21 protein-coding genes are annotated in these 26,672 nt (G+C 68.3%); 7 read left to right on the top strand and 14 right to left on the bottom strand.

Annotation, left to right across the window (positions count from 1 at the left end; genetic code table 11):
• Nucleotides 1–106 precede the first annotated feature (106 nt).
• Entirely contained in the window at nucleotides 107–1,696 is a 1,590-nt protein-coding gene (locus ACGF4F_RS32550; protein WP_393083584.1) for a beta-1,3-glucanase family protein, read from the top strand.
• A 295-nt stretch (nucleotides 1,697–1,991) separates the two neighbouring features.
• Here the strand turns inward: ACGF4F_RS32550 and ACGF4F_RS32545 are convergent, their stop codons facing one another.
• Nucleotides 1,992–4,286, bottom strand: coding sequence for a TIM barrel protein (locus ACGF4F_RS32545; protein ID WP_393083581.1), 2,295 nt, complete (start codon nucleotides 4,284–4,286; stop codon nucleotides 1,992–1,994).
• Nucleotides 4,287–4,572: 286 nt separating this feature from the next.
• On the opposite strand from ACGF4F_RS32545, the gene ACGF4F_RS32540 reads away from it, so the two are divergent.
• Nucleotides 4,573–4,902: a hypothetical protein gene (locus ACGF4F_RS32540; protein ID WP_393083579.1), complete on the top strand. Its 330-nt coding sequence runs from the start codon at nucleotides 4,573–4,575 to the stop codon at nucleotides 4,900–4,902.
• 77 nt (nucleotides 4,903–4,979) lie between these two features.
• On the opposite strand, the gene ACGF4F_RS32535 is transcribed toward ACGF4F_RS32540, so the two are convergent.
• From ACGF4F_RS32535 to ACGF4F_RS32505, 7 genes are all read right to left on the bottom strand, one after another.
• Nucleotides 4,980–5,888, bottom strand: coding sequence for a methyltransferase domain-containing protein (locus ACGF4F_RS32535; protein ID WP_393083576.1), 909 nt, complete (start codon nucleotides 5,886–5,888; stop codon nucleotides 4,980–4,982).
• Nucleotides 5,889–6,083: 195 nt separating this feature from the next.
• Nucleotides 6,084–6,701 carry a lactate utilization protein C gene (locus ACGF4F_RS32530; protein ID WP_393083573.1) on the bottom strand — a complete coding sequence of 206 codons (618 nt, stop codon included), beginning with the start codon at nucleotides 6,699–6,701 and terminating at the stop codon, nucleotides 6,084–6,086.
• Nucleotides 6,698–8,152 carry a LutB/LldF family L-lactate oxidation iron-sulfur protein gene (locus tag ACGF4F_RS32525; RefSeq protein WP_393083570.1) on the bottom strand — a complete coding sequence of 485 codons (1,455 nt, stop codon included), beginning with the start codon at nucleotides 8,150–8,152 and terminating at the stop codon, nucleotides 6,698–6,700. The genes ACGF4F_RS32530 and ACGF4F_RS32525 overlap by 4 nt, the downstream gene beginning before the upstream one ends.
• Entirely contained in the window at nucleotides 8,149–8,883 is a 735-nt protein-coding gene (locus ACGF4F_RS32520) for a (Fe-S)-binding protein (protein ID WP_393083567.1), read from the bottom strand. The genes ACGF4F_RS32525 and ACGF4F_RS32520 overlap by 4 nt, the downstream gene beginning before the upstream one ends.
• A gap of 87 nt (nucleotides 8,884–8,970) precedes the next feature.
• Complete coding sequence (locus ACGF4F_RS32515; protein ID WP_393083564.1) at nucleotides 8,971–9,801, bottom strand: amidohydrolase family protein; 831 nt, start codon at nucleotides 9,799–9,801, stop codon at nucleotides 8,971–8,973.
• Nucleotides 9,798–10,766 (bottom strand): aldo/keto reductase, encoded by a 969-nt coding sequence (locus tag ACGF4F_RS32510; RefSeq protein ID WP_393083561.1) that lies wholly within the window; start codon nucleotides 10,764–10,766, stop codon nucleotides 9,798–9,800. Before ACGF4F_RS32510 ends, ACGF4F_RS32515 begins: the two co-directional genes overlap by 4 nt.
• On the bottom strand, nucleotides 10,763–11,074 hold the full coding sequence (locus tag ACGF4F_RS32505; RefSeq protein ID WP_357447099.1) for an L-rhamnose mutarotase: 312 nt from the start codon (nucleotides 11,072–11,074) through the stop codon (nucleotides 10,763–10,765). The genes ACGF4F_RS32510 and ACGF4F_RS32505 overlap by 4 nt, the downstream gene beginning before the upstream one ends.
• Nucleotides 11,075–11,400: 326 nt before the next feature.
• On the opposite strand from ACGF4F_RS32505, the gene ACGF4F_RS32500 reads away from it, so the two are divergent.
• Nucleotides 11,401–12,078: a FadR/GntR family transcriptional regulator gene (locus ACGF4F_RS32500; RefSeq protein ID WP_357447102.1), complete on the top strand. Its 678-nt coding sequence runs from the start codon at nucleotides 11,401–11,403 to the stop codon at nucleotides 12,076–12,078.
• 84 nt (nucleotides 12,079–12,162) lie between these two features.
• On the opposite strand, the gene ACGF4F_RS32495 is transcribed toward ACGF4F_RS32500, so the two are convergent.
• The 6 genes from ACGF4F_RS32495 to ACGF4F_RS32470 form a co-directional block, all read right to left on the bottom strand.
• The gene (locus ACGF4F_RS32495; protein WP_393083558.1) at nucleotides 12,163–12,921 is read right to left on the bottom strand and encodes an SDR family NAD(P)-dependent oxidoreductase; all 759 of its coding nucleotides are present in this window, start codon (nucleotides 12,919–12,921) and stop codon (nucleotides 12,163–12,165) included.
• Nucleotides 12,918–14,255 (bottom strand): L-fuconate dehydratase, encoded by a 1,338-nt coding sequence (locus ACGF4F_RS32490; RefSeq protein WP_393083555.1) that lies wholly within the window; start codon nucleotides 14,253–14,255, stop codon nucleotides 12,918–12,920. Before ACGF4F_RS32490 ends, ACGF4F_RS32495 begins: the two co-directional genes overlap by 4 nt.
• A 1-nt stretch (nucleotide 14,256) precedes the next feature.
• Nucleotides 14,257–15,108 (bottom strand): fumarylacetoacetate hydrolase family protein, encoded by an 852-nt coding sequence (locus tag ACGF4F_RS32485; protein ID WP_357447111.1) that lies wholly within the window; start codon nucleotides 15,106–15,108, stop codon nucleotides 14,257–14,259.
• Between the two features lie 269 nt (nucleotides 15,109–15,377).
• On the bottom strand, nucleotides 15,378–19,889 hold the full coding sequence (locus ACGF4F_RS32480) for an Ig-like domain-containing protein (protein ID WP_393083552.1): 4,512 nt from the start codon (nucleotides 19,887–19,889) through the stop codon (nucleotides 15,378–15,380).
• A gap of 165 nt (nucleotides 19,890–20,054) precedes the next feature.
• The gene (locus tag ACGF4F_RS32475; RefSeq protein WP_393083549.1) at nucleotides 20,055–22,223 is read right to left on the bottom strand and encodes an alpha-galactosidase; all 2,169 of its coding nucleotides are present in this window, start codon (nucleotides 22,221–22,223) and stop codon (nucleotides 20,055–20,057) included.
• Nucleotides 22,220–23,248 (bottom strand): LacI family DNA-binding transcriptional regulator, encoded by a 1,029-nt coding sequence (locus ACGF4F_RS32470; RefSeq protein ID WP_357447120.1) that lies wholly within the window; start codon nucleotides 23,246–23,248, stop codon nucleotides 22,220–22,222. Before ACGF4F_RS32470 ends, ACGF4F_RS32475 begins: the two co-directional genes overlap by 4 nt.
• A 278-nt stretch (nucleotides 23,249–23,526) precedes the next feature.
• On the opposite strand from ACGF4F_RS32470, the gene ACGF4F_RS32465 reads away from it, so the two are divergent.
• From ACGF4F_RS32465 to ACGF4F_RS32450, 4 genes are all read left to right on the top strand, one after another.
• The gene (locus tag ACGF4F_RS32465) at nucleotides 23,527–24,816 is read left to right on the top strand and encodes an ABC transporter substrate-binding protein (protein ID WP_393083545.1); all 1,290 of its coding nucleotides are present in this window, start codon (nucleotides 23,527–23,529) and stop codon (nucleotides 24,814–24,816) included.
• 227 nt (nucleotides 24,817–25,043) lie between these two features.
• The gene (locus ACGF4F_RS32460) at nucleotides 25,044–25,121 is read left to right on the top strand and encodes a hypothetical protein (RefSeq protein ID WP_393083618.1); all 78 of its coding nucleotides are present in this window, start codon (nucleotides 25,044–25,046) and stop codon (nucleotides 25,119–25,121) included.
• Nucleotides 25,122–25,129: 8 nt separating this feature from the next.
• Entirely contained in the window at nucleotides 25,130–25,777 is a 648-nt protein-coding gene (locus ACGF4F_RS32455) for a carbohydrate ABC transporter permease (RefSeq protein ID WP_393083615.1), read from the top strand.
• Between the two features lie 86 nt (nucleotides 25,778–25,863).
• Entirely contained in the window at nucleotides 25,864–26,601 is a 738-nt protein-coding gene (locus ACGF4F_RS32450; RefSeq protein ID WP_357447126.1) for a carbohydrate ABC transporter permease, read from the top strand.
• Nucleotides 26,602–26,672: the final 71 nt, after the last annotated feature.

The following is a 26,672-nucleotide window of genomic DNA, read 5'->3' as shown; positions in this document are numbered from 1 at the left end:
CCCGCCGGCCTCCGCAGGCGAGCGGAACCCTCCGCCAGCTGCCGCAATCCGAGTCGATCACGCCGAGATCGCTCTGTCCCGTCCCCGTTCCCCCGAGGTGGTATCCATGGGTCTCCGAAGCAAGCTGCTAGCCGTCGCGTCCGCTCTGCTCGCCGGCCTCGCCGGCACCGTCGCCGCCACCCCGGCCCGCGCGGTCGGTCCGGCGCTGCTGCCCGTCACCGTCACCAACACCACCGGCCGCGCGGACCCGGTCTACCTGTACGTCATCGGCACCCAGCTGGCCACCGGCCGGCTCGGCTACGTCACCTCCGGCGGCGCCTTCGTTCCGTGGACCGGTGGGCAGATCCCGCCGTCACCCGCGCCGGACGCCTCCATCCCGGGTCCCGGCACCGGCGGCAGCACCACGATCCAGTTCCCGCGCGGCTTCTCCGGGCGGGTCTACTTCGCCCTCGGGCAGAAGCTGAAGTTCTTCCTCACCCCGGACGGGCTGGTGCAGCCCGCCCCGTGGGCGGCCGGCGACGCCAACCGGGACATCCTCTTCGACTGGAGCGAGTTCACCTACAACGATGCCGGGCTGTGGCTGAACAGCTCCCAGGTGGACATGTTCGCGGTGCCGCACGCGGTTACCGTGACCGGCGCCAACGGCGTCACCAAGCGGACCGGCGACCCGGTGGCCAACGGACGCAACGCCGTCATCGACGGGATCCGCGCCCAGCCGGGCTGGGCCAACACCGTGCACACCCGGTCGGACGGGACCGTGCTCCGCGTCCTGGCCCCCGGCAAGGCCGCCGGCGCCGGCCTGCTCAGCGCCACCTACCTGGACTCCTACATCGCCGCCGCGTGGAACGCATACACCACGAAGACACTGACCGTGGTGCCGTTCGCCGACCAGCCAAGCATCCGGTACTACGGGCGGACCTCGGGCAGCACCATGACCTTCACCAACGGCAGCGGTCAGGCGGTCGCCTCCTTCAACCGGCCCTCCTCCGCGAGCGTCTGGGGCTGTGACGGCGACCTGCCCGCGCCGAACGACCAGGTGGTCGGGCCGATCTCACGTACGCTCTGCGCCGCGCTGAACCGGGGCACGCTCGGCACGATCGACACCCAGCCCAGCACCAACGCCGCCGACTTCTACCGGAGCAACCCGACCAACCAGTACGCCCGGCTGATCCACGCCAACATGGCCGACGGCAAGGCGTACGCGTTCGCCTTCGACGACGTCGGCGGCTTCGAGTCCCTGGTCCACGACGGCGACCCGCGCGCGGCCGGGCTGATCCTGAGCCCGTTCGGCGGCGGCGGTGGCAGCCCCGGCGCCGGGGTGGCCGTGGTGAGCAACTGGAACAACAAGTGCATCGACGTGCCGAGTTCGAACTTCGTCGACCGCGCCCAGCTGCAGATGTGGCCCTGCAACGGCACCAACGCGCAGAAGTGGACGTTCACCGGCACGGCCCTGCAGAGCCAGAACAACAAGTGCATGGACGTCGACGCCGGGTCCACCGCCAACGGCGCGGTCGTCCAGCTCTATACCTGCAACGGCACCGGCGCCCAGCAGTTCACCCTCAACGCGGCCGGGGACCTGGTCAACCTCCAGGCCAACAAGTGTGTCGACATCAAGGACTGGAACGGCAGCGACGGCGCGAAGCTCCAGATCTGGGACTGCGCGGGCACGGCCAACCAGAAGTGGCACAAGGGCTGACGACGGAGCGGCCACCGCCGCCCGGCGGCCGGTCCGGTCGGGGCGAGGGCTGATCGCCGGGTGATCGGCGCCGGGACGGGTCGTCAGGGTGACGACGTCTCCGGTGACCAGTGCCAACCGGCTGCGTGACGCCCTGCTTCCCCGACGGGTTGCTCGCCGCCGGGTTCGATGCACTCGCGGCCGCAGCGCCGTCGCCCTGGCTGCACAGGTCGACCGCGACCGCGATCGTTTCCCGGATCGCAGTCCTTCCCCCGTCCCACGGATCAAGCGACATGGGGAAGGACCGCGTCTGAGGTTATTTCGTCCACGCCTCGATACGTGCTTGAGCGGCACCCTTCAGGTCATGCCTAGCCGTCGCCGTGACGTGGCTGTCCATGTCGGGATTGTCAAGATGTTGCAGGAAGTTCCGCAGTTGCTTGGCCGCTTGGTCTTTCGAGCCCTTGGCCAGATGATGACTCGCACTGCTCAGGGTGTTTGACAGTTGGGGCACCAGCGGACCACGGACCTCCCCCGCTGACACATAGAAGTCCAGCATCTGGTAGACGGCGGCTGTGCCGTTGCCACCGTCAGTTCGAGTAATCTCGATCGAGCGATAAACGGACTCCATGATGGACGGCCCTACCGGCCCGAGCACCCTGATTTGTCCACGGTCCCCGATGATGCCATCGAACTTGTACTGGTACCTTCCCTCCGGCGATTTATCTCCGACGAGGGTGGCGCTAAGGGATCCAATGACCTCACCGTCAGGGGCGTACAGGCGGATCTTGGCGTCTGGGTCGGCCACATCCGTAAATGCCGTTCCCGACAACCTGCCGTCGACGTACGTCAGGTCAGTGAATCCCGAGATCTCGGTCTGATCCTTCGTGTGCTTCAACGAGGCTTTCACGGCATCGAGGAACCCGCTGATCTGCTCGTAAGGGGGTTCCGGAAGATCACGCGGGTATCCCGGCTCATCCCGGGCCCACAGCAACTCCAGGGGAATGTAGCCGCGGTAGTCGCTGTATCGGACGTCCGTGAACAGCTTGTTCAGATCCATCGTGGTATCCGTCTCAGCTCCCCCCGGCCGCTTCTTCACCTGGAAGTTGTTTGAGTACGGAAGGACATCGGCAATGTCGGCGTACCAGTCATAATTTAGGCCGGTTGTGTAGCGGAACGGCCGGAAATAGCCGGTGTCATTCACGATGCCAATGTTGTCGTGGTCGACCCACTTCAGGAGTTGAATGGTCTGGCCTGCCGTCGCGGTCATATCCCCATGGTTCTGGAGACCGATCTGGACCCCCTTGGCAGCGCCGTACTCCGCCAGCTGTCGCAGCGCCGGGACGACGCGCTCTCGGGTGACGGTCTCCCACCCGAGCCGGTTGATGTCTGTCGGCACCGGTCCAGAGAAAACGCGGATGACCGGAGCGTCCATCTCGGCCGCGACGTCGATCCAGTACTTGCCCCGTTCGACATCGAGCGCGCGCCTGTCAGCGCTAGGGTTGGCGAAGTCGTTCTGGTAACCAGTGCCGCTGATCTCGATGCCCAACTCCTTGGTCAGGTCCCGGATCTGTCGGGCGAATGCCTTGATCTCACCGTCCGGCAACGTTGGCATCGTGGTGTTGCTGTACCCAGGAATGTAGTAGGCCGTGACGTCGACCGCATCGAATCCTGCCTCGGCCGCCCACCGAATCGCCGCCAGCGTGTCGAGCTGCGGTGTGTCTTGTCGGTTGTTCAACCACGCGTTGATGTTGACATTGAAGCTGTAGAGGTTGAGGCTGACCTTGTAGTCGCCTCTGAAGTATTCACGATCGCGGTACCTGACGCTATCGGATCCGCCAATCCGACCGCAATACTGGGCGCAGAGCTCCGGCGTGTTGGGCGGAGCGGGATCGTCAGGATTGCCGGTGCCGTCATCACCGATCACCCTGATCCTGAACTGCTGGAAGAAGATGTGGTTCCGATAGACTTCGAGCGCCGATTCCACCGGGACGTAGATGGTCAAGCCGGTCACATAAAGGAACCAGTTCCCCTGACCCAAAAGTACGGGCGGTTCCTCACCAAGTGTCAGCGACGACATCGACACGGCGCCGTAGAAGGCCCGGTTGTCGATCGACCTCAACTGTGGCAGGTACGCGCTCTTTAGCGCCGCATTGTTGTTGAACGCGAGCCCGTTCAGTATGGTCACATTCGGCATCTCGACGGTGACGAGCGTGGCAACATCGTAGAACGCCCTCGACCCGATCACGGTGGTGTTGTCCAGCCTCACATGCCTGAGCGAGGTGTTGCCGCTGAACGCGCTCGTCGGCACTTGGGAGCCAACGAAGTCCGCCGTCCCGCCGACCGTGAGATCGGTGAGCCCCGTGAGACTTTGGTTGATGAACCGGCTGTCGGTGCTGTTCAGCATGCCGCCGTTGATTACCAGGCCATGAACATCGGCGTAGGCGGCGCCAGCCGCGTCGATCGCGGCCTGCAGCCCTCCGCCAGCGTCCGAGACGCTCAGCGTCAACGTGCCCGTTTCGGCGACCGGCTCGGCTTGAGCGGTGGCCGGAACAGCCAGGGACAGCAAGCCTGCGGCGGCCAAGCAGGTGAGAACTTTCCTGAGGCGTTTCATCGCGTCCTACCTCCGTGAAAGCGCTTTCCGGCGCCGGGTCGACCCAAGGTATCCCAGAACCTCATGGCCGTCTAGATGACCGCCGACCTGGTCTGCCTGGGCGTGAGCAGGCCGGTGCGCCAGATGTCCGCACCGGTCAACCCACCGGCACTCCCGAGGAAGTCGTCGACTGCACCGGTTGCGGGCAACAGGTCCAGGAACCGGGTGAGCACCCGTCGCCCGCCACATTGCCGCGGAGATCACCGGCCGGGCGGCGTCTCGGATGGGGATGTAGTCGAGGCCCTCGGTGCGCAACACCCTGCTGGACTCCTGCACCAGGGCCACCCCGGGCCCGGCCGCAACCAGCGTGAGCTGCGTGCCGAGCTCGCCGGCGTCCGGCGTTCTGAACACCGCCCAGCAGCTCGGGATCGCCGTCGGGATCGCGGTGCTCGTCAGCGCCACCGCCGTCAACTCGACCCGGCCGGAGCTTTTGGCGTCGAGCTACGGAATCGGACTGCGTCTCAACGCCTTCATCGCGGTGGCCGGCGCCATCGCGGCCGCAGCCGGAAGCCGCACCCGGGCCGGCGTCGACGCCGGGCCGAGCCGAGCCGAGACTAGGTCCCGTCTGGAGTTGTGATCACGGTGGTGTGGAGGCCGGCCGGTCGGCCGCTCCATGCTGCCACCCAGTTACATGCAGAACTTCAGGCAGACTGCTTAGCCCGGGCGGCGTCCCCATGCCGAGATCAGCGGCGCGAGGGTGAGGTCGAGCTCGCCGGCATCGACGGCGGTCAGGTGCGCGTCGATCTCGACGTCGTTGGCCAGCCCTGCGGCGAGCAACTCGGCGCGGACCATGCGCACCGTCGCGGTCTCCAGCCGGTCGCAGGCTACCGCGCCGACCGGGAAGCAGCCGGCCGCCGTGACATCGACCAGGCCCGCCGCACGCAACGCCCGCGGTAGCGTACGGCCGTAGCGCAGATCGGCGCCGCGGCGGGTCATCAACTCCCGGACGGCGCGCCGCAGCCGGTTGGCGCGCCGCTGCGCCGGGCCAACCTCATCGAGGCAGGCCAGCGGCTGCAGCTCGGTGTCGGCATCCTCTACCAATAGCCAACCGCCGGGCCGCAGCGCCGCCACCATCGTCGCCAACGCCCGGGCACGGTCGGGCACGTGAACGAGCACGAGCCGCGCGTGTACCAGGTCAAACGTGCCTGGCTGCGGCGGCGGGTCCCCGACGATGTCGTGCCGGAGCACCTCGTACCCGCCGTGCGGGTCCAACCAGGCCGGATTGATGTCCGTGGCCAGCACGTAACCGGTTGGTCCGACGGCCGTGGCGAGTGCCTCGGGAATGCTGGGGCCGCCGGCACCAACTTCCCAGCAGCGCCAGCCCGCCCTCACGCCCAGCCGGTCGAAGTGCCCACGCGTGACACCGTCGAACAGCTCGGCCAGCCAGGTGAACCGCTCGCCCGCCTCCACCCGGGCGTTGTCGAGCAGGTAGCGGTGATCCGGGGAAGACTCGGGGGCGTCCGGCGATGGGGGCCTGGACCGCGCGCCAGCAGTATTCACCGGCCCGCCCGCGGTCGTGTCCGGCTCGGGCCCGGGGTCGACGACGGGCTGCGATGCACTCATGCCCACATCCTCACGCCCGACCGCGTGCTGTGTCAGCGCGACACAGGATGCAACCAGACACAGCCCGGCTCCAGCCAACCAGGCCGACGCCTCACCCTCGGTCCTTGCAGGAACGGGACCAGCGACCCCGCCGGGCAGTGCACTGTGCGCGGCCGTGAACAGCAGATGGATCACGCCGGCAGCGCTCGGTAGCGTCTATCTGGTGATCAGGACGATGAGGGTCCGTGGGCCGTGGACGCCCTCGACGCGGTTGAGCTCGATGTCGCTCGTCGCAGACGGCCCGCTGATCCAGGTGAGCGGCCGGGTACCGTCCAGTCGGGCGATGGCCTCGGGCACGGTGCCGACGATCGCCGTCGCGGGCACGACGCATACATGCACGTCCGGGACCAGGGTCAAGGCACGTCTTCCCTGCGCAGGCCCGGCGTCAAGCACGATGGTGCCGGTCTCGGCGATCGCCACCGCGCAGCCCGTCAGGACGCCGCCGCAGCCGTCCAGATCCTCGACGGACAGCGCGGGTGCGTCGGGCAGGATCCGGGCGGTCGTCTCGGACAGCCACTCCGGCGGCAGGTCCGGTGGCACGGCGAGGATGTCGACTCCCGCCTCGCGCAGCTCCGCCGCCACGACACCGGCCACCGCTGAGCGCTCCACGATCCGGACCGTCGCCCGGTAGTCGTCGGCCCGCTCGGCGAACAACTCCACGACGTCCACGCCCTCGGCTGACGTCGAGTACCCGCGGGGCACCTCGACCTCGGTGTCGGGCACTCCGGCGAGGGCGGTCCGTACCCGCGCCAGGATTTCGTCCCGTGCGTTCACCGCCGTCCCCCATCCTGGTTGCTCAGCCACCACGAACGGAAGGACTGCCGTGGGGGTACGGGGATGTCGCGCGCGCGGGTCCAGCCGGACAGCGGGCCGGGCAGCCTGCCGATCCGACCAGAACGACCGGTGAGCGCGCCGGCCAGAGCGCCGGCGAACGCTCCGAGCCGCTGGGTGGCGGCGAGCCGGCGAGGGCTGGCGAACATCCAGGACGCGGCACGCATCACCGCGCGCTCCGCCGATGGCCGGCGGCGCTTGGCGTCGACGACTTTGGCCCGCAGGTGTACGAGCGCGGCAGGGATGTCGATCCGCACCGGGCATGCCTCGTAGCAGGCCCCGCAGAGCGACGACGCGTACGGCAGGCTGGCCGCGACCGGGTCGCCCCGCACGCCGCGTAGCTGGGGGGTGAGGATCGCCCCGATCGGACCTGGGTACGGCGATCCGTAGGCGTGCCCACCGGTGCGCTCGTAGACCGGGCACACGTTCAGGCAGGCCGAACAGCGGATGCACCGCAGCGCCTGCCGGCCGATGTCATCGGCGAGCACGCTGGTACGGCCGTTGTCCAGGAGGACCACGTGGAACTCCCGGGGGCCGTCGCTCGGGTGCACACCCCGCCAGGTCGAGGTGTACGGGTTCATCCGCTCGCCGGTGGACGATCTCGGTAGCAGTTGCAGCATCACCTCCAGGTCGGCCCAGGTCGGGACCAGTTTCTCGATACCGACCACGCTGATCAGGACCTCGGGCAGCGTGAGGCACATCCGCCCGTTGCCCTCAGACTCCACTACCACGAGCGTTCCCGAATCGGCGACTGCGAAGTTCGCTCCGGACACGGCCACCTTCGCGGAGAGGAACTTGCGCCGCAGGTGTTTCCGCGCTGCGGCGGCGAGAGCGACCGGCTCATCGGTCAGGTCGGCCGGAGCGTCCGGCATCTCGCGAAGGAAGATATCCCTGATCTGTTCCCGGTTCCGATGGATTGCCGGCACCAGGATGTGCGACGGCAGGTCGTCGCCCAACTGCACGATCAGCTCCGCGAGGTCGGTCTCGTAGGCGGCGATACCGGCCGTAGTGAGCGCGGCGTTCAGCTCGATCTCCTGGGTCACCATGGACTTGACCTTGATCACCTCGTCGGCGCCGGCGGCGCGTACCAGGTCGACGATGATCCGGTTGGCCTCCGCCGCGTCCCGCGCCCAGTGCACGACTCCCCCGGCGGCGGTGACGTGCTCCTCGAACCGCAGCAGGTAGCTGTCCAGGTTCCGCAGCGTCCGGTCCTTGATCGCCGCCCCGGCGACGCGGAGCTGCTCCCAGTCCGCCCGCTCCGCGACGACGGCCTCCCGCTTGGCGCGGATGGTCCCGGTCGCCGTGCGCAGGTTGGCACGCAATTGACGGTCGGCCAACGCGTCGCGGGCCGCGACCGGGAAGGCTGGCATGCCCATCCACACGGCTCCGCTCATGAATCGTCTCCTTCCGCGAGGATCTCGGCGTAGTGCATGACCCGCACGTCGGAGCGGGCGCGTGACAGGAGTCCGCCGATGTGCAGGAGGCAGGAGTTGTCGGCCGCGGTGAGCACCTCGGCTCCCGTCGCGAGCACCTGGCTGAGCTTGTCCAAGCCCATCGCGACCGAGACATCCGAGTTCTTCAGGGCGAACGTGCCGCCGAATCCGCAGCATTCCGACGCACCGCCGAGTTCCACCAGTTCGATCCCGCGTACGGCCTTGAGCAGTGCCAATGGCCGGTCGCCGAGGCCGAGCGCGCGCAGCCCGTGGCAGGTCGGGTGATAGGTGACCCGGTGCGCGAACCGAGCGCCGACGTCGGTCACACCGAGCACGTCGACGAGGAGTTCGCTGAACTCGTACACGGTGGGCGTCACCTGTGCCACGGCGTCCAAGAGGCCCCGGTCGCCGGAGACCTCGGCGACCCGCCGGTAGGACTCTCGCACCATGGCCACGCAGGACGCCGACGGGGAGACGACCACGTCGGCGTCGGCGAAGACGTCGACGAACTTACGCGCCAGCGGCACGGCCTCGCGTTGGTAACCGGTGTTGAAGTGCAGCTGACCGCAGCATGTCTGGGCGGCGGGGAAGATCACCTCGTGGCCGAGCCGTTGGAGGACGCGCAGCACGGCCCGTCCGGTGTCAGGGAACATGGTGTCGTTCACGCAGGTGATGAACAGGGCGATCCGCATGGTCGGCCCCTTCCGGAGCGGGTGGCGAGAGGTCGGGTGCTGCGGTAGCGCCGCTGAAGGCCGTTCGTGGCCGCGAACCGGGCGCGTTCACGGCAGGGCGTAGACCCGGCGGGCGGTGCCGCCCAGGACAGCCGCCCGCTCGATCGCGGTGCAGCCGGCCAGCAGCTCATCGGTGAGCGCGAGCACGTCCCGGTAGCGGCCTGCCAGTTCACACACCGGCCAGTCCGATCCGAACATCACCCGGTCGGCGCCGAAGGCGGACAGCACGTGTTCGGCGTACGGCCGGATTCGCGCGGCGTCCCAGTCGTCCCAGTCCGCCTCGGTGATCAGCCCGGACAGCTTGCAGACGACGCCCTCGCATCGGGCCATCGCCACGATCCAGGACGCCCACGGCTCCCACTCCCCCGACCCGATGGCCGGCTTGCCCGCGTGGTCGATCACGAACCGGACGTCGTTGCACCGCCGGACGGTGGCGAGGGCGGCAGCTCGTTGCGGGGCGCGCACGAGGATGTCGTACGCCAGCCCGCGCGCGCCGAGGGCGGCGAGTCCTCTGGTCACCTCGTCGCGCAGCAGCCAGTCCGGGTCCGGCTCGTCCTCCACCTGATGACGCACCCCGACGAGTGGACCAGCACGCAGGCGGTCAAGCTCGACGTCGACATCGGGACGGGTCAGATCGAGCCAGCCGACGACGCCCGCGACCAGGCCCTCGCTCGCCTCCGCGGTGGCGAGGAATTCCTCGGTCTCGGTCAGCGACGACACGGTCTGCACGAGCACGGTCGCACCGACCCGGTCACCGGCCGCGACGCGCAGGTCCGCCAGGGTGTATGCGCGCCGGATCGGGGCGAGGGCATCGCCCGCCATCCACGGGTACGTCCGTACCGCGGGATCCCACAGGTGGTGGTGAGCGTCAACGATCACGGGTGGATCAACCCCTCGGCGACAAGGTCGTCCCACAACCCGTCGGGCACGCGCGTGGCGGCGAGTTCCGCGTTGTTGGTGACCTGCTCGATGGTCTTCATGCCGACGACCACCGATGCGACGGCCGGATGTCGCGCCACGAAGGCCATCGCCGCCTGCGGCAGCGCCACCCCGTGCGCGCGGCACATCTTGGCGATCCGGACGGCCCTGGCGTACACCGCGTCCGGCACCGGGCGGTAGTCGTACATCCTGCCTGGCTCAGCGGTGGCGAGCACACCGCTGTTGAAGACACCAGCGGCGAGGACGGACACCCCGCGTTCCCGGCAGCGTGGCAGCAGCCGCTCCCCCGCCGACTGGTCCAGCAGCGTGTACCGCCCGGCCAGCATGACGGTGTCGATGTCGGTTTCGACGACGAACCGTTCCAACATCTGCCACTGGTTCATGCCGACGCCGATCGCGCCCACCACACCCTGATCGCGCAGCTCGTGCAACACCGGGTACGCCTCGTCGACGGCCTGCCGCCAGTGGTCGTCGGGATCGTGGAGCAGCACGACGTCGATCCGGTCGAGTCCCAGGCGGCCGAGACTGGACTCCATCGACCGGCGTACCCCGTCTCCGCTGAAGTCCCACCGCCGGACGTGGTCGGCCGGCACGTCGAAGCCGCCGGCGTCGTCCCGTAGGTGCGCGGTTTCCGGCGAAGGCACCAGCACCCGGCCGACCTTCGTGGAGACAGTGAACTCGTCGCGCGGGCGGCCGGCGAGCGCGGCTCCCAGCCTGCGCTCGGACAGGCCAAGACCGTAATGCGGCGCGGTGTCGTAGTAGCGGATCCCCGCCTCCCACGCGGCCTCGACCGCGCGGTACGCCGTCTCGTCGTCCAAGGCCCGGTACAGGTTGCCGATCCCGGCCGCACCGAACCCGAGCCGGCTCACCCGTACGCGTGACCCGCCGAGTCGCGTGACCTTCACGCCAACTCCCACACCTTCGCGATGCCGCGATCGTTTCCCGAGTAGTCGTCGGTGATCTCCAGCAGCTCGGCCATCCTGGCCTGCCACGCCACGTTGACCGGGTGCTCAGCCAGGGCCCGCCGCATCGCTTGGTAGTCGGCGACCTCGACCAGATGGAACAGGTCCTGACCGTCCCGCCAGATCCGCCAGCTGTGTACCCCTGCCACGCGCAGCGCGGCTTCCAGCGGGGGCGGGATCACCGCGTGCACCCGGTCGTACTCCGCCTCACGGCCCGGTTTGAGCCTCGTGTGCAGGGCGATGGTCTCCACGTGTTCTCCTCATTGCCTGGGCCTGCGACGGCTGCCTACGCAAGGGAAGTCAGTCCTGGGCCTTGCCGCTGGTGGGCCTGGCCGGGACGAGCGCGACGATGATGACCAGTCCGTTGACCGCTTGGGGCTGATCGATGAACGCAACGAGAGCCTAGACATCTGATGTCTATCCCGTCAATCCTGAGACGTCACGGGCTGGGCCCGGCGAGGACGACCACACGTGAAGGCAGCTGGCCAAACGCTGGCCGCCGTGGCGAAGGAATCCCGCTGTCTGAACACCGTATGATGCAGGCTCATCCGATGTTTCAGCAGGAGGTTCGCCACTTATGTCGCTGACTGACGTCGCGATCAACAAGATCAAGCAAATGATCACGGGCGGCGAACTGCGACCCGGCGACCGGTTGCCACGGGAGGCCGATCTCGCCGAGCACCTAGGGCTGTCCCGCAGCTCGCTGCGGGAGGCTGTACGAGCGCTGTCGCTGATCCACGTGCTCGACGTGCGCCAGGGCGACGGCACGTACGTCACAAGCCTCGAGCCGTCGCTGCTCCTGGACGCGATGGCTTTCGTCGTCGACTTTCACCGCGACGACACGGTGCTGCAGTTCTTCGAGGTACGGCGCATCCTCGAGCCTGCGGCAGCGGCAATGGCCGCGTCGGCTATGAGCGACGAGGACATCGGGAGCCTGCGCGAGCTGCTTGACCAAATCGGACCGACGCCGACGGTTGAGGAGCTCGTGGCCAACGACGTCGAGTTCCACCGCCGAATTGCCGCGGGATCCGGCAACCAGGTGCTGTGCTCGCTGATCGAGGGGCTGTCCGGACCAACCCAGCGGGCACGGATCTGGCGGGGTCTGACCCAGAAGAACGCGGTCGCCCGCACCGTCGACGAACACCGGCTCATCTGCGATGCCATCGCCAGCCGCCAGCCGGAGATCGCCCACGCGTGGGCCACGGTCCACGTCGCAGCCGTCGAGCAGTGGCTGCGCCAGGCGCTGGCGGAGTAGGACGTGTCGGGCCGATCTCTCACACGTCCGAGGGCGTCCGGCGTTCCAGGGGTGGATTTCGCGTCGATCGGCACGGCCAGTTCCTCAGGTGACCGGGCGCAGGCGCAGTCCCTGCATGCCCCCGTCGACGGCGAGCGCCATGCCGGTGGTGGCGCCGGCGCGCGGGCTCGCGAGGTAGCAGATGGCGGCGGCCACCTCGTCCGCCGACACCAGCCGTCCCGAGGGCTGCCGCGCCTGTAGCGCGGCGCGTTCCGCGTCCGGGTCCTCGGCGGCGGCGAGCAGCCGCTGCACCCACGGCGTGTCCACGGTGCCCGGATTGACGCAATTGACGCGGATGCCCTCGCGAACGTGGTCGGCGGCCATGGCCAGGGTCAGCGACAGAACCGCACCTTTGGACGCGCTGTACAGGGCCCGATCGGGCAGTCCGGCGGTCGCGGCGATCGAGCAGGTGTTGACGATGGCCGCGGCCGACGACCGGCGCAACCAGGGCAGCGCGGCGCGGGTGGTCCGCACCAGGCCGAGGACGTTCACGTCGAACACCCGCCGCCACTGGTCGAGGTCGTTGCCCTCGACCGTGCCCTGGGCCCCGATGCCGGCGTTGTTGACAAGGATGTCGATGCCACCCAGGGCGGTGGCCGCCGCCTCGACGGCCGAGGCGACGAGCGTGTCGCTGCTGACGTCGCACCGAATCGGTACGACGTTCGCGTCACCGATCGACGGTTCGAGGTCGAGGCAGGCGACCCGGGCACCCCGGGCGGCGAGCATCCGTGCCACCGCGAGGCCGATGCCCGAGCCCGCGCCCGTGACGGCAGCCGTCAGTCCGTCGAATTCCCTGTCGCTCATGCTCCGCCCACCGTTTCCCCGTCAAGCGTCCGTTCGGTCGCCCACACCGGCCCGTCTGGGAAGAGATGAGCCGTGAGGGAGGCCTCGTGCATCTGTGCCGAGAAGCCGGGAGTTGTGGGGGCGGCGTAGCACCCCTTGGTCACGATCACCGGATCGACGAAGTGTTCGTGCAGGTGGTCGACATACTCGATGACCCGGTCGTCGAGTGACCCGCTGACCGCCACGTAGTCGAACATCGACAGGTGTTGCACGAGCTCGCAAAGCCCGACGCCGCCGGCATGCGGGCAGACGGGCACCCCGAACTTCGCGGCCAGCAGCAGGATGGCGACGTTCTCGTTGAGGCCGGCCACCCGGGCGGCGTCGAGTTGGAGGATGTCGATCGCCTCGGCCTGCAGTAGTTGCTTGAACACGATCCGGTTGGGCACGTGCTCGCCGGTCGCCACCTTGATGGGGGCGACCGCCCTGCGGATGGCGGCGTGCCCGAGGATGTCGTCCGGGCTGGTGGGTTCCTCGACCCACCAGGGGTCGCCGGGCGCCAGGGCCCGCACCCAGTCGATCGCGGCCGGGACGTCCCACCGCTGGTTGGCGTCGACGGCGATCCGCACGCCCGGGCCGACGGCCTCGCGGGCGATGCGAAACCGCCGTACGTCCTCCGCGAGGTTCGCGCCGACCTTGAGCTTGATCTGGCTGAAGCCGTCCGCCACCGCCTCCCGTGCGAGGCGGGTCAGCTTGGCGTCGTCGTACCCGAGCCAGCCCGGGGAGGTCGTGTACGCGGGGTAGCCCTGCTCGCGCAGCCGGGCCTCGCGCTCGGCCTTGCCGGGCTCGGCCTTACGCAGGATCTCCAACGCCTCATCGGGCGTAAGCGCGTCGGTCAGGTAGCGGAAGTCCACCAGTTCGACGATCTCCGCCGGGCTCATGTCGGCGAGGAGCTTCCAGACCGGCTTGCCGGCGGCCTTGGCCTTGAGGTCCCACATCGCGTTGATCACGGCGGAGATCGCCATGTGCATGACGCCCTTCTCCGGGCCGAGCCAGCGCAGCTGCGAATCGTGGACAAGGCGGCGCCACAGGCCACCCATGTTCGCGAGGGTGTATTCGAGCGGCAGCCCGACGACGAGCGGTTCGAGTGCCCGGATCGCCGCTACTTGGACGTCGTTGCCGCGACCGATGGTGAAGGCGAAGCCGTGCCCCTCCAGGCCGTCGGGCGCGTCGGTACGGATCACGACGTACGCGGCTGAGTAGTCGGGGTCGGGGTTCATGGCGTCCGAGCCGTCCAGCTCGTGCGAGGTCGGAAAGCGTACGTCGTACGTGGCGAGCGACGTGATGCGGTGCGCCATGTCAGGCCTGCCCCATCGCCTGGCGCTGCCGGCCCAGGCCGGAGATCTCAAGCTCGACGACGTCGCCCGGGCGCAGGTACGGCTTGGGATCGGGATGGCCGAGGGCGACACCGGCGGGTGTACCGGTGTTGATGATGTCACCCGGTTCGAGCACCATGAACTGGCTCAGGTAGTGGATGATCTCGCCGACCTGGAAGATCATGTCCTTGGTCGAGCCGTTCTGCCGGATGTTCCCGTTGACCCACAGTCGGAGGTCGAGCGCCTGTGGATCCGGCACCTCGTCCGCAGTCACCAGCCAAGGCCCGAGCGGGTTGAACGTCTCGCAGTTCTTGCCCTTGTCCCAGGTGCCGCCGCGCTCAAGTTGGAACTCACGCTCGGACACGTCGTGCGACACGGCGTAGCCGCCCACGCAGGCCAGCCCGTCCTCGGCCGTGTCGAGATAGCGGGCCGTGCGTCCGATGACGACGCCGAGTTCGATCTCGTAGTCCGTCTTGGTGCTCCCTCGTGGAATGAGGACCGTGTCGTTCGGCCCGATCACGGTGTACGGCGTCTTGAGGAAGACCACCGGCTCGGTCGGCGGCGCCGCGTCGCTCTCCTCGGCGTGGGCCCGATAGTTCAGGCCGATGCAGACAACCTTGCCAGGGCGCGCGAGGGGGGCGCCGATCCGCATGCCAGCGCCGTCGATGCTCGGCAGGTCACCGGAAGCAATCGCCGCAGTGGCCAGCGTCAACCCGTCAGCGAGGAACACGCCGTCGATGTCCGTCGTGATCGGAGAGAGGTCGAGCAGCCGCCCGTCCTCAGTCATGACTGCCGGGCTTTCCTCGCCGCGCGGGCCGACACGCAACAACTTCACGCTAATCTCCGAACACTTAGCTAGTGGGTACGCCCACCCGATGCCCAGTGCGGCTGGGCGAGTCATCTGATGTCTGCGGGATGCTTTGACATTAGCAGGCGGGCATGATGGGCCGCCAGTGGAGGATTTCCCGTAGAGCAACGCCTCCCGGCCGACCCAACACCAGGATAGATCGGATGGCTAGTCGCCCCTCGCGCCGCCGTTCCACGCGGCCGGCGGCATGCGGAAGCGGCACTTCCCTCCGGGAAGTGCCGCTTCCGGCATTGCCGTCAGCTCGCCGGGGTCGTGGTCACCGTGACCTGGCGGTCGTTGGCCGCGTACAGCTCGATCGAGGCCACGTTCGCGTGCGAGGTGCTCGTGCCCAGCCAGCGGTAGTACCGGTAGGGCGTACTGCTGTTGAGCGCCTTCACGTACCAGGACGACGAGTTCGCCGTGGTCGGGCTGTCGTTGATGGTGACAAGGTCGACGAAGCCGTCAGTCGGCGACGTGTTCGAGCCCTGAAGCTTCGCCCCCGCGATCCGGGCCGCGTTCGTGCCCGAGCGCGGCAGGAACCGGAGCACGTTGACGGCCGTCGGGCTGCCGAAGTCCCAGCCCACGTATGGCGTCGTCGAGCTGTGGTCGTAGAACGTCGCCGGGTTGTCGTCGAAGGCGTTCGGCGGCGGGTACGAACCCGAACTCGTCGAACCGAACGCGGTGCCGTTGCCGTTGCCGTTCCGGCTCAGGTTGAGCAGCGGTGGCGGTACGTCGGTGAAGGTCACCGTGACCACCACGTCCGCGGCACCCGAGGCCTTCGCCGTCACCTGGTAGGTGCCGTCGCCCATCACCCACAGCAGGCCACCGCTCGGATCGATGGTCGCGCCCGGCGCGGCCGACTCGTCGGCCGGAGTCACCGTCCACGTCCGCCCGGTCCCGGCGAGCAGCTGGACCAGGTGCCCGTTGCGCACCGTCACCGCGCCCACGCCGGACAGGTCGACCGTTGGCACGTCTCCGGCGGCCGTGGCGGCCATTGCCAACGCCAGTGCGGCAAAGGCCGCGTCGACGTCCGGCTGGGTCGCCTTCGGGTCGTCGTTGACCTTCTGGGCTTCGGCCAGCGCCGCCTGCAGATTGCTCCACGCCTGCGGGGTCCCGAAGTCGTCCGCGGTCAGCTGCGACGCGGTGGTGATCGCCGAGGCCAGATCGGTCTTGTCCGCCAGGGTCCGGTCCGGCAGGGTGACCGCGAGGGCTGGGTCGATCGCCTTGATGGCCTCGTTCAGTGCGAGGGCCGCGAAGTACGCGGTGTCCTTGCTGATGTTCACCGCCGAGTAGCCGGAGTAACGCGCCTTCACGCCGAGGGCGTTGATGTGCGCGATCTGGAAGCGTTCCTGCAGTCCTTCCCAGTTCGGGCTGGTCGAGACCCGCTTGAAGCCGCCACCGCTGGTGCGGTCGCCCGCGTACGCCGAGATCTGCTTCGCCGCGGCGAGCACCGAGGCCAGCCCGTTGTATCCGCTGGAGTCCGCTCCCGGTGCGGTCACCGTCACGCTGGTCGTGACCGGTGGCAGGCTCGGGTTGCCCATGCTGGTGCCGGTGATCGTCGCCGTGCCCGCACCGCGCGCGATCACCAGCCCGTTCTTGTCGACCATCGCCACGTTCTGGTCGCTCGACCGCCAGGCGATCCGCCGGTCGTAGGCGTTGGCCGGGGACACCGAAGCCGTGAGCTGCAGCCGGTTCGTGCCCGTCACCTTGCCGGTGCTGGCACTGGTGGCCGCCGGGCCGTAGATCGTCGCGTCCGACGGGCTGAGCAGCTGCAGCCCCGTCGGGACCGTGGACACGTCGGCGACCTGGACCTTGATCGTCTGGGTCACCCCGTCCTCGGACAATCCGCCTTGTTCGATGCTGCGGGCCGTGATCGTCACGTTCGCGACCTTGCCCCCGCCGGTGCCGACCGCCTGGATGGTCGCCGTCTTCCCGGACCCGGTCACCTTCACGACCTGGTTGTTCGAGGACTTCCACTCCACCGTGTCGCCGGGGATGCCACCCTCGAGCGTGGCCGTGATGGTGTCGGTGCCCGCCGGGGCGTTGCGCTTCGTGCTGTCGTACACCAACGTCGTCGAGTACTTGGACAGCGAGATGCCGCTGACGGTGTGGGCCCGGTCGGTGGTGTCGACCATGACCATGTACCGCCGGCCCTGCTTGGCGTTGAACACGAGCTTGCCGCTGTGCACGTCGTACTCGACGCGCTCACCCAGCGTCTTGTTAGCGTTGACCACCTGGATGACCGGGCGGCCGGTGGCCCACGGGTTGACCAGCGAGATCTTCCCGTCCCGCTTGCTGGTCAGGTCCACGTAGGACACCGAGCCCGTGGTCGCGTCGTACGCGCTCGACACCTCGACGTTGCCCTTGGCGCCCAGCCGCTCGTAGCTCAGCGACTGGGTCCGGTCCCAGTTCGGGAACACCGACAGGGTCGCCGGGACATCGGGCGTGGTGCTGCTCTGCAGCAGCATCGAGTTGACGCCCTCCATCGCGCCGACGGTCTCGACCGCGCCACCGCTGCCGTAGTAGGTCAGGTTGCTGGTGCGCAGCTTGGCCTTGAGGGCGGTCTTGAACTTAGCCAGCAGGTCCGCGGCCGGCCAGCCGGCCCGCGCCGCGATCGGGTACACCTTGGGGAAGCCGTTGTTCTGGCTGCTCCAGCCGGCGAACCCGGTGGCGGCCCAGGAGTTCATGTACTCCAGCGTGTTCCGGACCTTGCCGAGCAGTTCCGGGTCGCCGTCGAGCTGCTGCACGTTCTCGAAGGGGAACACCACGCCCTCGAGCTCGACCGGCTGGTCGCCCGGCTCGATCATGTCGACGTGCGCCTGGTTCGGCGACTGGTAATCCGTGGCCAGCAGCGTCGGGACGAAGTTGTCGTTGGTGTTCGCGGAGAAGATGCCCTTGGGCAGCATGGCTTCCGGGAACGCCGTGTGGTCTGCCAGGTCCTTCCAGCGCGCGACGGTGGCTGGGGCCTCGCCCATCGCCGTGGCGTGTGCGGACAGGAACTTGGACAGGAACTTGATCGCACCCATGTCGAGGTCGGGATTGATGTCGGCGGCGTCGCCCTCGTGGATCGACGAACCGATCACCGAGTAGTGGTACTGCCCGTTCCCGTCGTCCTGCTTCAGTACGTAGGAGCTGTAGAACGTGAGCAGCTGCTTCAGGTGCGGATAGAGCACCGTGCGCAGGTACTGGTCGTCCAGCGTGTATTCGTAGTAGGAGACCATGTTGATCGCGGCGAAGTAGCCGTTCGACTTCTGGTCCGTGGACGATGCGTTGAACCCGTACACCGGCACGGACGCCTTCGGGCTCAGTGCCGGCTGGGCGCTCGCCATGAGGTGGAACGGGGACAGCGTCCGGACGTGCACCGCGCCGTCATGTCCCTGTGCGGCGGCGTTGTTCTGCTGCCATGGCAGGTCGTAGGCGATGACCCGGTTGAACGGCACTTCGGTTTCGATGCGGTTGATTGAGCCTGACGCGTAGTACTGGGCCTGCTGGTTGTAGTTGAGGAAGTACCGGCCGCCCCAGCCGACGTTGTCCGCGAGAACCCACTCGCCGTACATCGAGCCCGGCAGGTTCTGCGGGTTCACCTTCCCGTTCGCGCTCGTCGGCCGGTTCGAGCTGCCGAGCACGTACAGCGACCCGTAGTAGTACTGGGCCACCTCGGGATCGGGGAACTGGACGTAGCTGCGGAGCCAGTAGTTCTTCCACCAGGCCTGGTGCTCGGCCTTGAGCTGGTCGATGGTGCTCTGCGACGCGTACCCGCGGACCCCGTCCACGGCGTCCTGCTGCACGTCCGCGACGCTCTTGATCGCGTTGTAGTCACCGCTGCTGCTGGTCAGGTAGGTGACCAGGGACGCGGTAGCGCCCGGCGCGACGGTGAAGTTCCCGGACTCGCCCAGCGAGTTGTAGTACTTGCCCTTGTTGCTGTCGTAGTAGTCGTTCGCTTCGATTTCCTGGCGGGGGTTCACGAGCGCGGCACCGACGAGGGTCGTCGCGGTCGCCATCCGGCTGCGGTAGCCGCTCGTGTTGGTGGTGGTGCTGTCCCGCGTCGTCCAGAGGACGGGACTGGACGACGAGGAGTCAACTCCCCCGGTGTACGGGTAGGTCTTCTGCGCATCGGTCAGGTCGGTCGCGCTCGCGCTCGCGTACGCCATCGCCGGGACCCACTGCTTGGTCCGCAGCGTCACCGGCCCGGTGCCGCTGTTGCGGATCTCGGTGACGAAGACGTTCGCGGTGTCGGCGGTCCAGGAGGTCAGCTGGATCGGAGCATCGGCACCTTGGTCGTCCTTGAGCTCCAGGCTCGTGGTGACCTCGGCGTTGAGGATGTCCTGCTTCATCTTGAACGCGCTCGCCGCGTTGGTGCCCGCCCCGGTCGTCGGCCAGACGTCCAGCCCGCCGCCGGAGAGAATGCCCTGGTTGTCCTTGACCGCGTTGCCTTGGGCGTGCAGCGTGCCCCAGAAGTCGTTCTTGCCGAAGTAGAACTGCTGGGAGGTGGTGGACACCCCGGCCGCGACGGCGCCGATGTCGCCGTTGCCCATCAACTGCCCCGTCGTGTAACTGCCCTTGTTGACGTCGCTGATCTTGAGCGGGGACGTCACCGAGCCGGCGATGCCGGGCAGGATCTGCTGGAGCTTGGCCCAGTCGTCCTGGCCGAGATGGTCGAGCACCGCCTGCGGCACCTTGAAATTGCCGGCCGCGCCGTGCGCGGGAACGGCCGTGGGGGCGGCCACCATCGCGAGCGTGGACACCACCCCGATTACGTAACGTCTCACATCAACTCCTTGGCCATCCGAACTCCTTGAGCGGCGACCACCGACGTCAGGCCCGGGGCCTCCAAGCCGGCAGTATGCAGAGGAGATCCGATGTCTGTCAATGACAAGAACCGTCATCATCGCAAAGCGGAGGCCAGATCCGATCATTGATCCGATGTATGTGCCTCACTCCGCTCTGAGCTCCAGGACCACAGCCTGGGCCGGATCGAGCAATGGCGCGGCCAGCCCGACGGTGGACAACGCAGATCCCGGAAGGCGGATCGATCCCCGTACGAGCCAGGGGACGGGACGCGCGGGGAAACCAGTGGGCACGCCGATCTCCGGGCAAATCCTGACGGTATAGCGGAAGTCCGGATTCAGGCCCGGGAATCGGAGCCGGGCCGGGACGGAATCGGTCGAAGTGGTCAGCTGGACCAGGCTGAACACGGCGTGCCGTCGGTCGGCCGCGACGACGCCGTGCAGCCAGACGCTCGGATCCGGATGGTCGGCGTGGACGGTCCGTCCGGTGTGCAGCAGGGGCCTGAGTCGCTTGTGCAGACGGACCCAGGCGGCCAGCTCGTCGAGTTCGGCGTCGGTGCAGGCGGTGAGGTCCCATTCAATGCCTACGTGCCCGAACAACGCGGTCGCCAGCCGGAAGGCGAGTTCGGTGGTGCGCCCTGTGGTGTGGGCGGTGGCCGCGCCGACGTGGCAGCCGACCAGTTCGGGCGGTAGCAGCAGTCCGGTCCAACGCTGGATCGCCTGCCGTTCCAGCGGGTCGATGGTGTCGGAGGCCCACACTCGGTCGGTGCGCTCAAGGATGCCGTAGTCGATCCGCGCGCCGCCGGAGGAGCACGACTCGATTTCCAGCCTGGGATGCCGGTCCCGGAGCTCGTCCAGGAGCCGGTACACGGCGAGGGTCTGCGCATGAACGCCAGCGGTCCCGGCGTGGACCGCCTCCAACAGATCGCGGTTGTGATCCCACTTCAAGTAGTCGAGTTCGTATTCGTCAACCAGCGCGTCCAAGCAGGCCAGGATGTGGGCGTACGCCTCGGGCCTGGCCAGGTCGAGCACCTGCTGCGAGCGGTGCGGAAGGGCGGCGCGGCCAGGCGCCGACAGCAGCCAGTCCGGATGGGCTCGAGCGAGGTCGGAGTCGGGGTTCACCATTTCCGGCTCGACCCAAAGACCCACCTGCATGCCCAAGGCCTTGGCTTGCTTCACCAGCGGGTGCAGCCCTTCAGGCCACACCGACCGGTCGACCGTCCAGTCGCCGAGGCCGGCCGTGTCGTCGCGGCGCCCGGCGAACCAGCCGTCGTCCAGGACGAGCCGTTCCACCCCGACGCGGGCCGCGCGCTCGGTGAGCTCGCTGAGCTTGTCAAGCTGGTGGTCGAAGTAGACCGCCTCCCAGGTGTTGAGCATCACCGGCCTGGGCGTGCGGGGATGACTCGGCCGGTCGCGCAGGTGCTGGTGCATGCGGTCGGCGAGCCCGTCGAGCCCTTCGCCCGACCAGGCGAAGTAGATCCACGGGCTCTGATAAGACTCGCCGCGGGCCAACCTGATCTCGCCCGCGGCGAGCAGCTCCCCGGCACCGAGGACCGGTCCGTGCTCGGGTAGCCGTTCGGTGTAGTGAACGTGGTCGCCGCTCCATCCGGCGTGCACCGCCCAAACTTCGCCGTGGCCAAACCCGAAGCCGGACTCACCGGCCACCATGAGGCCGGTAGCGTCGTGGCCGGTGCGGCCGCGGCGGGACTCGCGGGCGGCCAGTCCGTGTCGCAGAGGACCGCGCTGGGGAGCACGTTCCCGAGACCAGCGCCCGCTGAAGTCGAGCACTTCGGTCGCATGGTTCCCGGCCGGGAGCAGACAGACTACGGATCCAAGCGCGAACACCTCCGGGCCGTCGTTGACCACCTCATGGCGGATTCGCACGACGCCGGATCTGTCCATCCGGACCTCGGTGCGGACCGATACGGCGGCCTCCGCGTCGCGCGCCTCGATCCGTACGCCGCCGCCTTCGTCGACGGTCTCGACGGTGACCGGCCGTACCAGCTCCAGGCGCAGATGCGGGAAGCGACCGTCCCGGTGTCCTGCGATACCTGGCCGCCCGACCCAGCCGTCGGACTGCTGAGGTATCAGCCGCAGCAGCACCGGAACCTCGACGGACGCCACCGGGGGCGATGGCAAGCTGCCGAGGACCAGCTCGTCGAAGCTGTCCACGGCCCCTGGGTCGGCGCCCCAATGCAGGACGCGGGGTACCCGGTGGCCGGTGATATCCAGGATCAGCGCTGTGCCTGCGGCGGTCAGCACGACGACGTCGGGGCTCTGTCGCGAGGTGTCGCCACCGCTCCCTACGGCCGTCATGGGCGCGGGGCGGCGGTCGAGTGGCGGACGACTACCTCGGTGGGCAGCACGATCGGCGGCGGCGTCGCGCCCTGCATGATGTCCAGCAGCGCCGTGACGGCCGCGGAGCCCATGGCCTGGGTGTCCTGCCGCACCGTGGTCAGCGGCGGCAGGATGTACGCGGACAGGTCGATGTCGTCGAACCCGGTCACCGATACGTCATCGGGCACGCGCAGGCCGTGCTCGTTCAACGCGCGCAGGATGCCGATCGCCATCATGTCGCTCTCGGCGACGACCGCCGTGAAGTCCCGCCGGGTCGCCAACAGGTCGAGTGCGGCGCGGTAGGCGCCCTCCGTGGACCAGTCTGACTTGCGGGCGAGACCTGGGTCTTCGGGGACGCCGGCCGCCGCGAGCGCTGCGCGGATCCCGGCCAGCCGATCGCGGCCGGCGGGGTCGGTCTCGGTGCCGGTGATCCGGGCGATCCGGCGGTGGCCCAGCCCCAGCAGGTGCTCGGTGACCTGTCGGGCCCCGTCAGCGTTGTCCGATGCCACCGAGGTGGCGCGCAGCCCCGTGCCGACCGCGTCGACGAAGACCGTCGGCAGCCGGGACTCGACCAATGCCTGGATCCGTACGTCGCCCGGCGGGCAGGCGACCATGATGGTGCCGGCCACCCGCCGGGAGCGCAGCAGCCGGACATAGCTGTCGCTGGCCGCACTGGTCGGGCGCGAGGGCACGAGCAGGTCGTAGCCGGCTTCGGCGGTCGCCGCCTCAATGTGGTGCAGGACGTTGAGGTAGAAGTGGTACTGCGGCCGGGTCAGCTCGGACAGCGTCCAGATGTCGTTGGCGAAGAAGCCCAAAGCGATCACCTTCGAGCGGGCGCCGGACAGGCTCTGCGCCGCCACGTCCGGCTGGTACCCGAGGCTTGCTGCGGCAGCCTCCACGCGGATCCGGGTGGCGTCCCTGACCTTCGCCGTGCCTGAGAGGACGCGCGAAACCGTCGCCCGCGAGACTCCCGCGAGGCGTGCCACCTCTTCGCTCGTGGCCATCGCCCACCTTCCGATTCGGCTCGTCAACCGCCGCCCTGGCAGACGCGGCGAGCGCGCGTTCCGTCGTGCTTGAACGCGCGTACATCAGATCGGACGTCAGTATCAGGCCGTCGAACGAAGCCCGTCAACAGTCGCGGACTGTTACCTCTTCAACCCGTTGACGCCGCAGTACGTGCGGCGTAACGTCCCCGTCGCTCAGCAATGTACGCGCGTTCACGGCGGGCCCCGCCCCCATCCCGGCCCGTCCCACCACCCTCGGCGCTTGGAAGGACACCCCCATGACATCGCTGACAAGACGACAGGCGCTCTCTGTCGCGGCAACGCTCATCGCCGGCGCTGCGCTGCAAGGCTGCAGCACCACCAGCACAGACAACGGATCGGGGACGAAGGCCATCACGTTCCTGACCTTCGAGACGCCCAACCTCACCCCTGCCTACTGGGACGCCGCGATCAAGCGCGTCACCGACAAGAACCCGGACATCAAGGTGACCAAGCTCGTGGCGCCCACTGCCGACGGGCGCACCGACTACGCCAAGCAACTGCTGCAGTCCGGGCAGTTCCCGGACGTCATGATCGCGGTCTCGCCGGCCGGGTTCGCCGAGGCGGGCAACCTCTACGCATGGCAGCCCGAGGAACTGAAGGATTTCGTCTACCCGACCGCCAACCCGATCAAGGGCAAGTACTTCCAGCTTCCGGCCAACACCCAGACGATCCCGCCGGTCTACTACAACAAGAAGATGTTCGCCGACGCCGGCATCACCGCGCCGCCGACGAACTGGAGCGAGCTCCTCGACGCCTGCGCGAAGCTGAAGGCGTCCGGTGTCACACCGTTCGTGGCGGGTGGCGGCAAGGACACCTTCGCCTCGTCGATGATCCTGTCCGGAATCGTCAGTGTCGACGTCTACGGCAAGACCCCGGACTGGCTGACCCAGCGCCGGGCCGACAAGGTGAAGTTCAGCGACCCGGACTTCACCGCGGCCCTGGCCAAGTTCGCGGAGCTGGCGCAGAAGGGCTACATCGCAAAGTCCGACGTGTCCCGCGACTACGCCGCGACCGAGCAGGCGTTTCTGGACGGCAAGGGCGCGATGTACCCGATGGGCAACTGGTTTGCCGCCAACGCCGATGCCAAGCACCCGTTCGACATCGACGTCTTCAACTTCCCGACCGCCGACGGGCGCCTGGTCGTCCCGGCCTATACCGGTGGCGGCATGATCGTGAGCGCGAAGGCGCAGAACCTTGACGCCGCCAAGCGCTTCGCGCTGGCCTTCCAGCTCGACAAGGCCCAGCTGGACGCCTCGGTGAAGGCCGACGGTCTGATCCCGGCCATCAAGGGCTACACACCGCCGGCCGACACGGGCGCCGTCTACAAGGCGGGCTACGACCTCTACCAGCAGGCCGTCTCGCAGAACGCGGTCGTGCACGCCTTCCGGTGGGAGACCGCTGACGATGGCCTGCTCCCGGGCATGGCCAACAAGGTCGACGCGGCGGCACAGGACCTGATCACCGGCCGGAAGACCGCCGCAGAGGCGGCCACGTACCTCGACACCGAATGGGCCAAGGCGAGCTGAGGTGGTCCAGCACACGGAGATACCGACCGGCCCGCCGGCCGCCCGCAAGCAGGCGGGCGGCCCGGCGACCCGGCACCGACGCGGAGCGGTCTGGGAAAAGCTCGCGCACTTCGCGGTCTTCGGCGCCCCCGGTGTCCTGGTGTACGCCTGCTTCGTGCTGGCACCGATCGCGATGAGCTTCGCATACAGCCTGACCAACGCGAACCCGTTCAACCCGCCGCGACGCTATGTCGGACTGCGCAACTACTGGATGCTGCTGCACGACGAGCAATTCCACACGGCGCTGCGGGTCACCACGATCCTGACGCTGATTGTGGTGATCGTTCCTAACGTACTGGGGCTGCTGGTCGCGCTGCTGTTGGACAAGCCCGGCCGGTTCTACAACGCGATGCGTAGCGTGTTCTTCACGCCGATGATCCTCAGCTCGGTCGTCGTCAGCGTCATCTGGACTCGCCTCCTCGACACCGACGGGCTGGTGAACCAGGCGTTGCGGGCGCTCGGCGTCCACCAACCGCCCGCCTGGTTGTCGGATCCCGACTACGCGCTGTACTCGGTAGCGTCGATCATCTCCTGGCAGATGCTCGGCTTCTGCGTCGTGGTGTACCTGGCGGGGCTGCAGGGCGTACCGGTGGAATTGCAGGAAGCGTCCTCCATCGACGGCGCCGGGCCGATACGCCGGTTCCGGGCGGTGACCTGGCCGCTGCTCGCGCCCGCGCTGACGATCAACACCGTTGTCCTGCTGATCTCGGCATTCAAGACCTACGACTACATCAAGGTGATCACCAACGGCGGTCCGGGTGCCGGTACCACCGCGACCATCGCGTTCGACGTGTTGCAGACCGGCTTCGACGCGAACCACGTCGGCTACGCCTCCGCGATGGCCGTCGCCATGCTCGTGATCGTCGGCGTCACAACGGCGGTCGCCCTCTGGATCCTGCGAAGAAGGGAGATCGACCTGTGAAAGACCGAATCCCCTGGATACGCCCGGCGACGGCACTCACCCTCACCGCGCTGTTCTTCGTGCCGCTGTACCTTGTCCTGACGAACGTGTTCAAGCGCGGCGACCGGATCTCCGGCTCCCCGGCGTCACTGCCCTGGCCGCCGACGGTGGACAACATCAAGGCCGTGCTGACCCGACCGGACCACCTGTTCTGGGTCAGCCTCACCAACAGCGTCATCGTCACGACCGTCTCCGTGGTCGTCCTGATCGTGCTGTCGGCGATGCTGGGCCATTACCTCGCCCGCAGCCGCAGCCGGTGGGCGAGGGCGCTGACCCTGGTTCTGCTCGCCGGGCTGATGATCCCGCCGCAGGTGATCCTCATCCCCATCACCGATGTTCTGCGAGCCGGCCACCTGATGGCCACGGTGCAGGGGCTGGTGCTGTTCAACGTCGGCTACTACCTGCCTTTCGGGATGTTCGTCTTCGCCGGCTTCATCCGCGGCATACCCATCGAACTCGAGGAGGCCGCAAAGGTCGACGGGGCGCGCCGCGCCCAGGTGTTCTGGCGCGTGGTGTTCCCACTGCTGCGGCCAGCCAGCGCCAGCGTGATGATCTTCCTGGGAGTGTGGATCTGGAACGACTTCATCGACCCGTTGATCATCCTTGGCCCCGGGCGCGGCACGACCGTGACGACCGGTGTCTACCGCTCAATCGGCCAATACCAGTCCGACTTCGGCTCGGTCTTCGCGCTGATGTTCCTGGCGACGCTCCCGGTACTCGCGTTCTATCTCGCGCTGCAGAAGCACTTTGTCAAAGGGCTCACCGGCGGCGCCACCAAGGGCTAGGTAGGGCGTCGGGTAGGCGGCGGGTCAGACTCCGCGCCGCCTACCCGACCGGCCTCGCCGAGCTGTGCCAC

The organism is Micromonospora sp. NPDC047740 (genome assembly GCF_043204735.1).
Taxonomy (GTDB): domain Bacteria; phylum Actinomycetota; class Actinomycetes; order Mycobacteriales; family Micromonosporaceae; genus Micromonospora.
The sequence above is the reverse complement of the archived record's forward strand: the minus strand, read 5'-3'. Positions and strand labels throughout refer to the sequence as shown.

What these genes read in the sequence shown, in the direction of transcription:
- ACGF4F_RS32550 (WP_393083584.1), top strand. Translation starts at nt 107, where the DNA reads ATGGGTCTCCGAAGCAAGCTGCTAGCCGTCGCGTCCGCTCTGCTCGCC.
- ACGF4F_RS32545 (WP_393083581.1), bottom strand. Translation starts at nt 4,286, where the DNA reads ATGAAACGCCTCAGGAAAGTTCTCACCTGCTTGGCCGCCGCAGGCTTG.
- ACGF4F_RS32535 (WP_393083576.1), bottom strand. Translation starts at nt 5,888, where the DNA reads ATGAGTGCATCGCAGCCCGTCGTCGACCCCGGGCCCGAGCCGGACACG.
- ACGF4F_RS32525 (WP_393083570.1), bottom strand. Translation starts at nt 8,152, where the DNA reads ATGAGCGGAGCCGTGTGGATGGGCATGCCAGCCTTCCCGGTCGCGGCC.
- ACGF4F_RS32520 (WP_393083567.1), bottom strand. Translation starts at nt 8,883, where the DNA reads ATGCGGATCGCCCTGTTCATCACCTGCGTGAACGACACCATGTTCCCT.
- ACGF4F_RS32500 (WP_357447102.1), top strand. Translation starts at nt 11,401, where the DNA reads ATGTCGCTGACTGACGTCGCGATCAACAAGATCAAGCAAATGATCACG.
- ACGF4F_RS32495 (WP_393083558.1), bottom strand. Translation starts at nt 12,921, where the DNA reads ATGAGCGACAGGGAATTCGACGGACTGACGGCTGCCGTCACGGGCGCG.
- ACGF4F_RS32490 (WP_393083555.1), bottom strand. Translation starts at nt 14,255, where the DNA reads ATGGCGCACCGCATCACGTCGCTCGCCACGTACGACGTACGCTTTCCG.
- ACGF4F_RS32475 (WP_393083549.1), bottom strand. Translation starts at nt 22,223, where the DNA reads ATGACGGCCGTAGGGAGCGGTGGCGACACCTCGCGACAGAGCCCCGAC.
- ACGF4F_RS32470 (WP_357447120.1), bottom strand. Translation starts at nt 23,248, where the DNA reads ATGGCCACGAGCGAAGAGGTGGCACGCCTCGCGGGAGTCTCGCGGGCG.
- ACGF4F_RS32465 (WP_393083545.1), top strand. Translation starts at nt 23,527, where the DNA reads ATGACATCGCTGACAAGACGACAGGCGCTCTCTGTCGCGGCAACGCTC.
- ACGF4F_RS32460 (WP_393083618.1), top strand. Translation starts at nt 25,044, where the DNA reads ATGTCGGACTGCGCAACTACTGGATGCTGCTGCACGACGAGCAATTCC.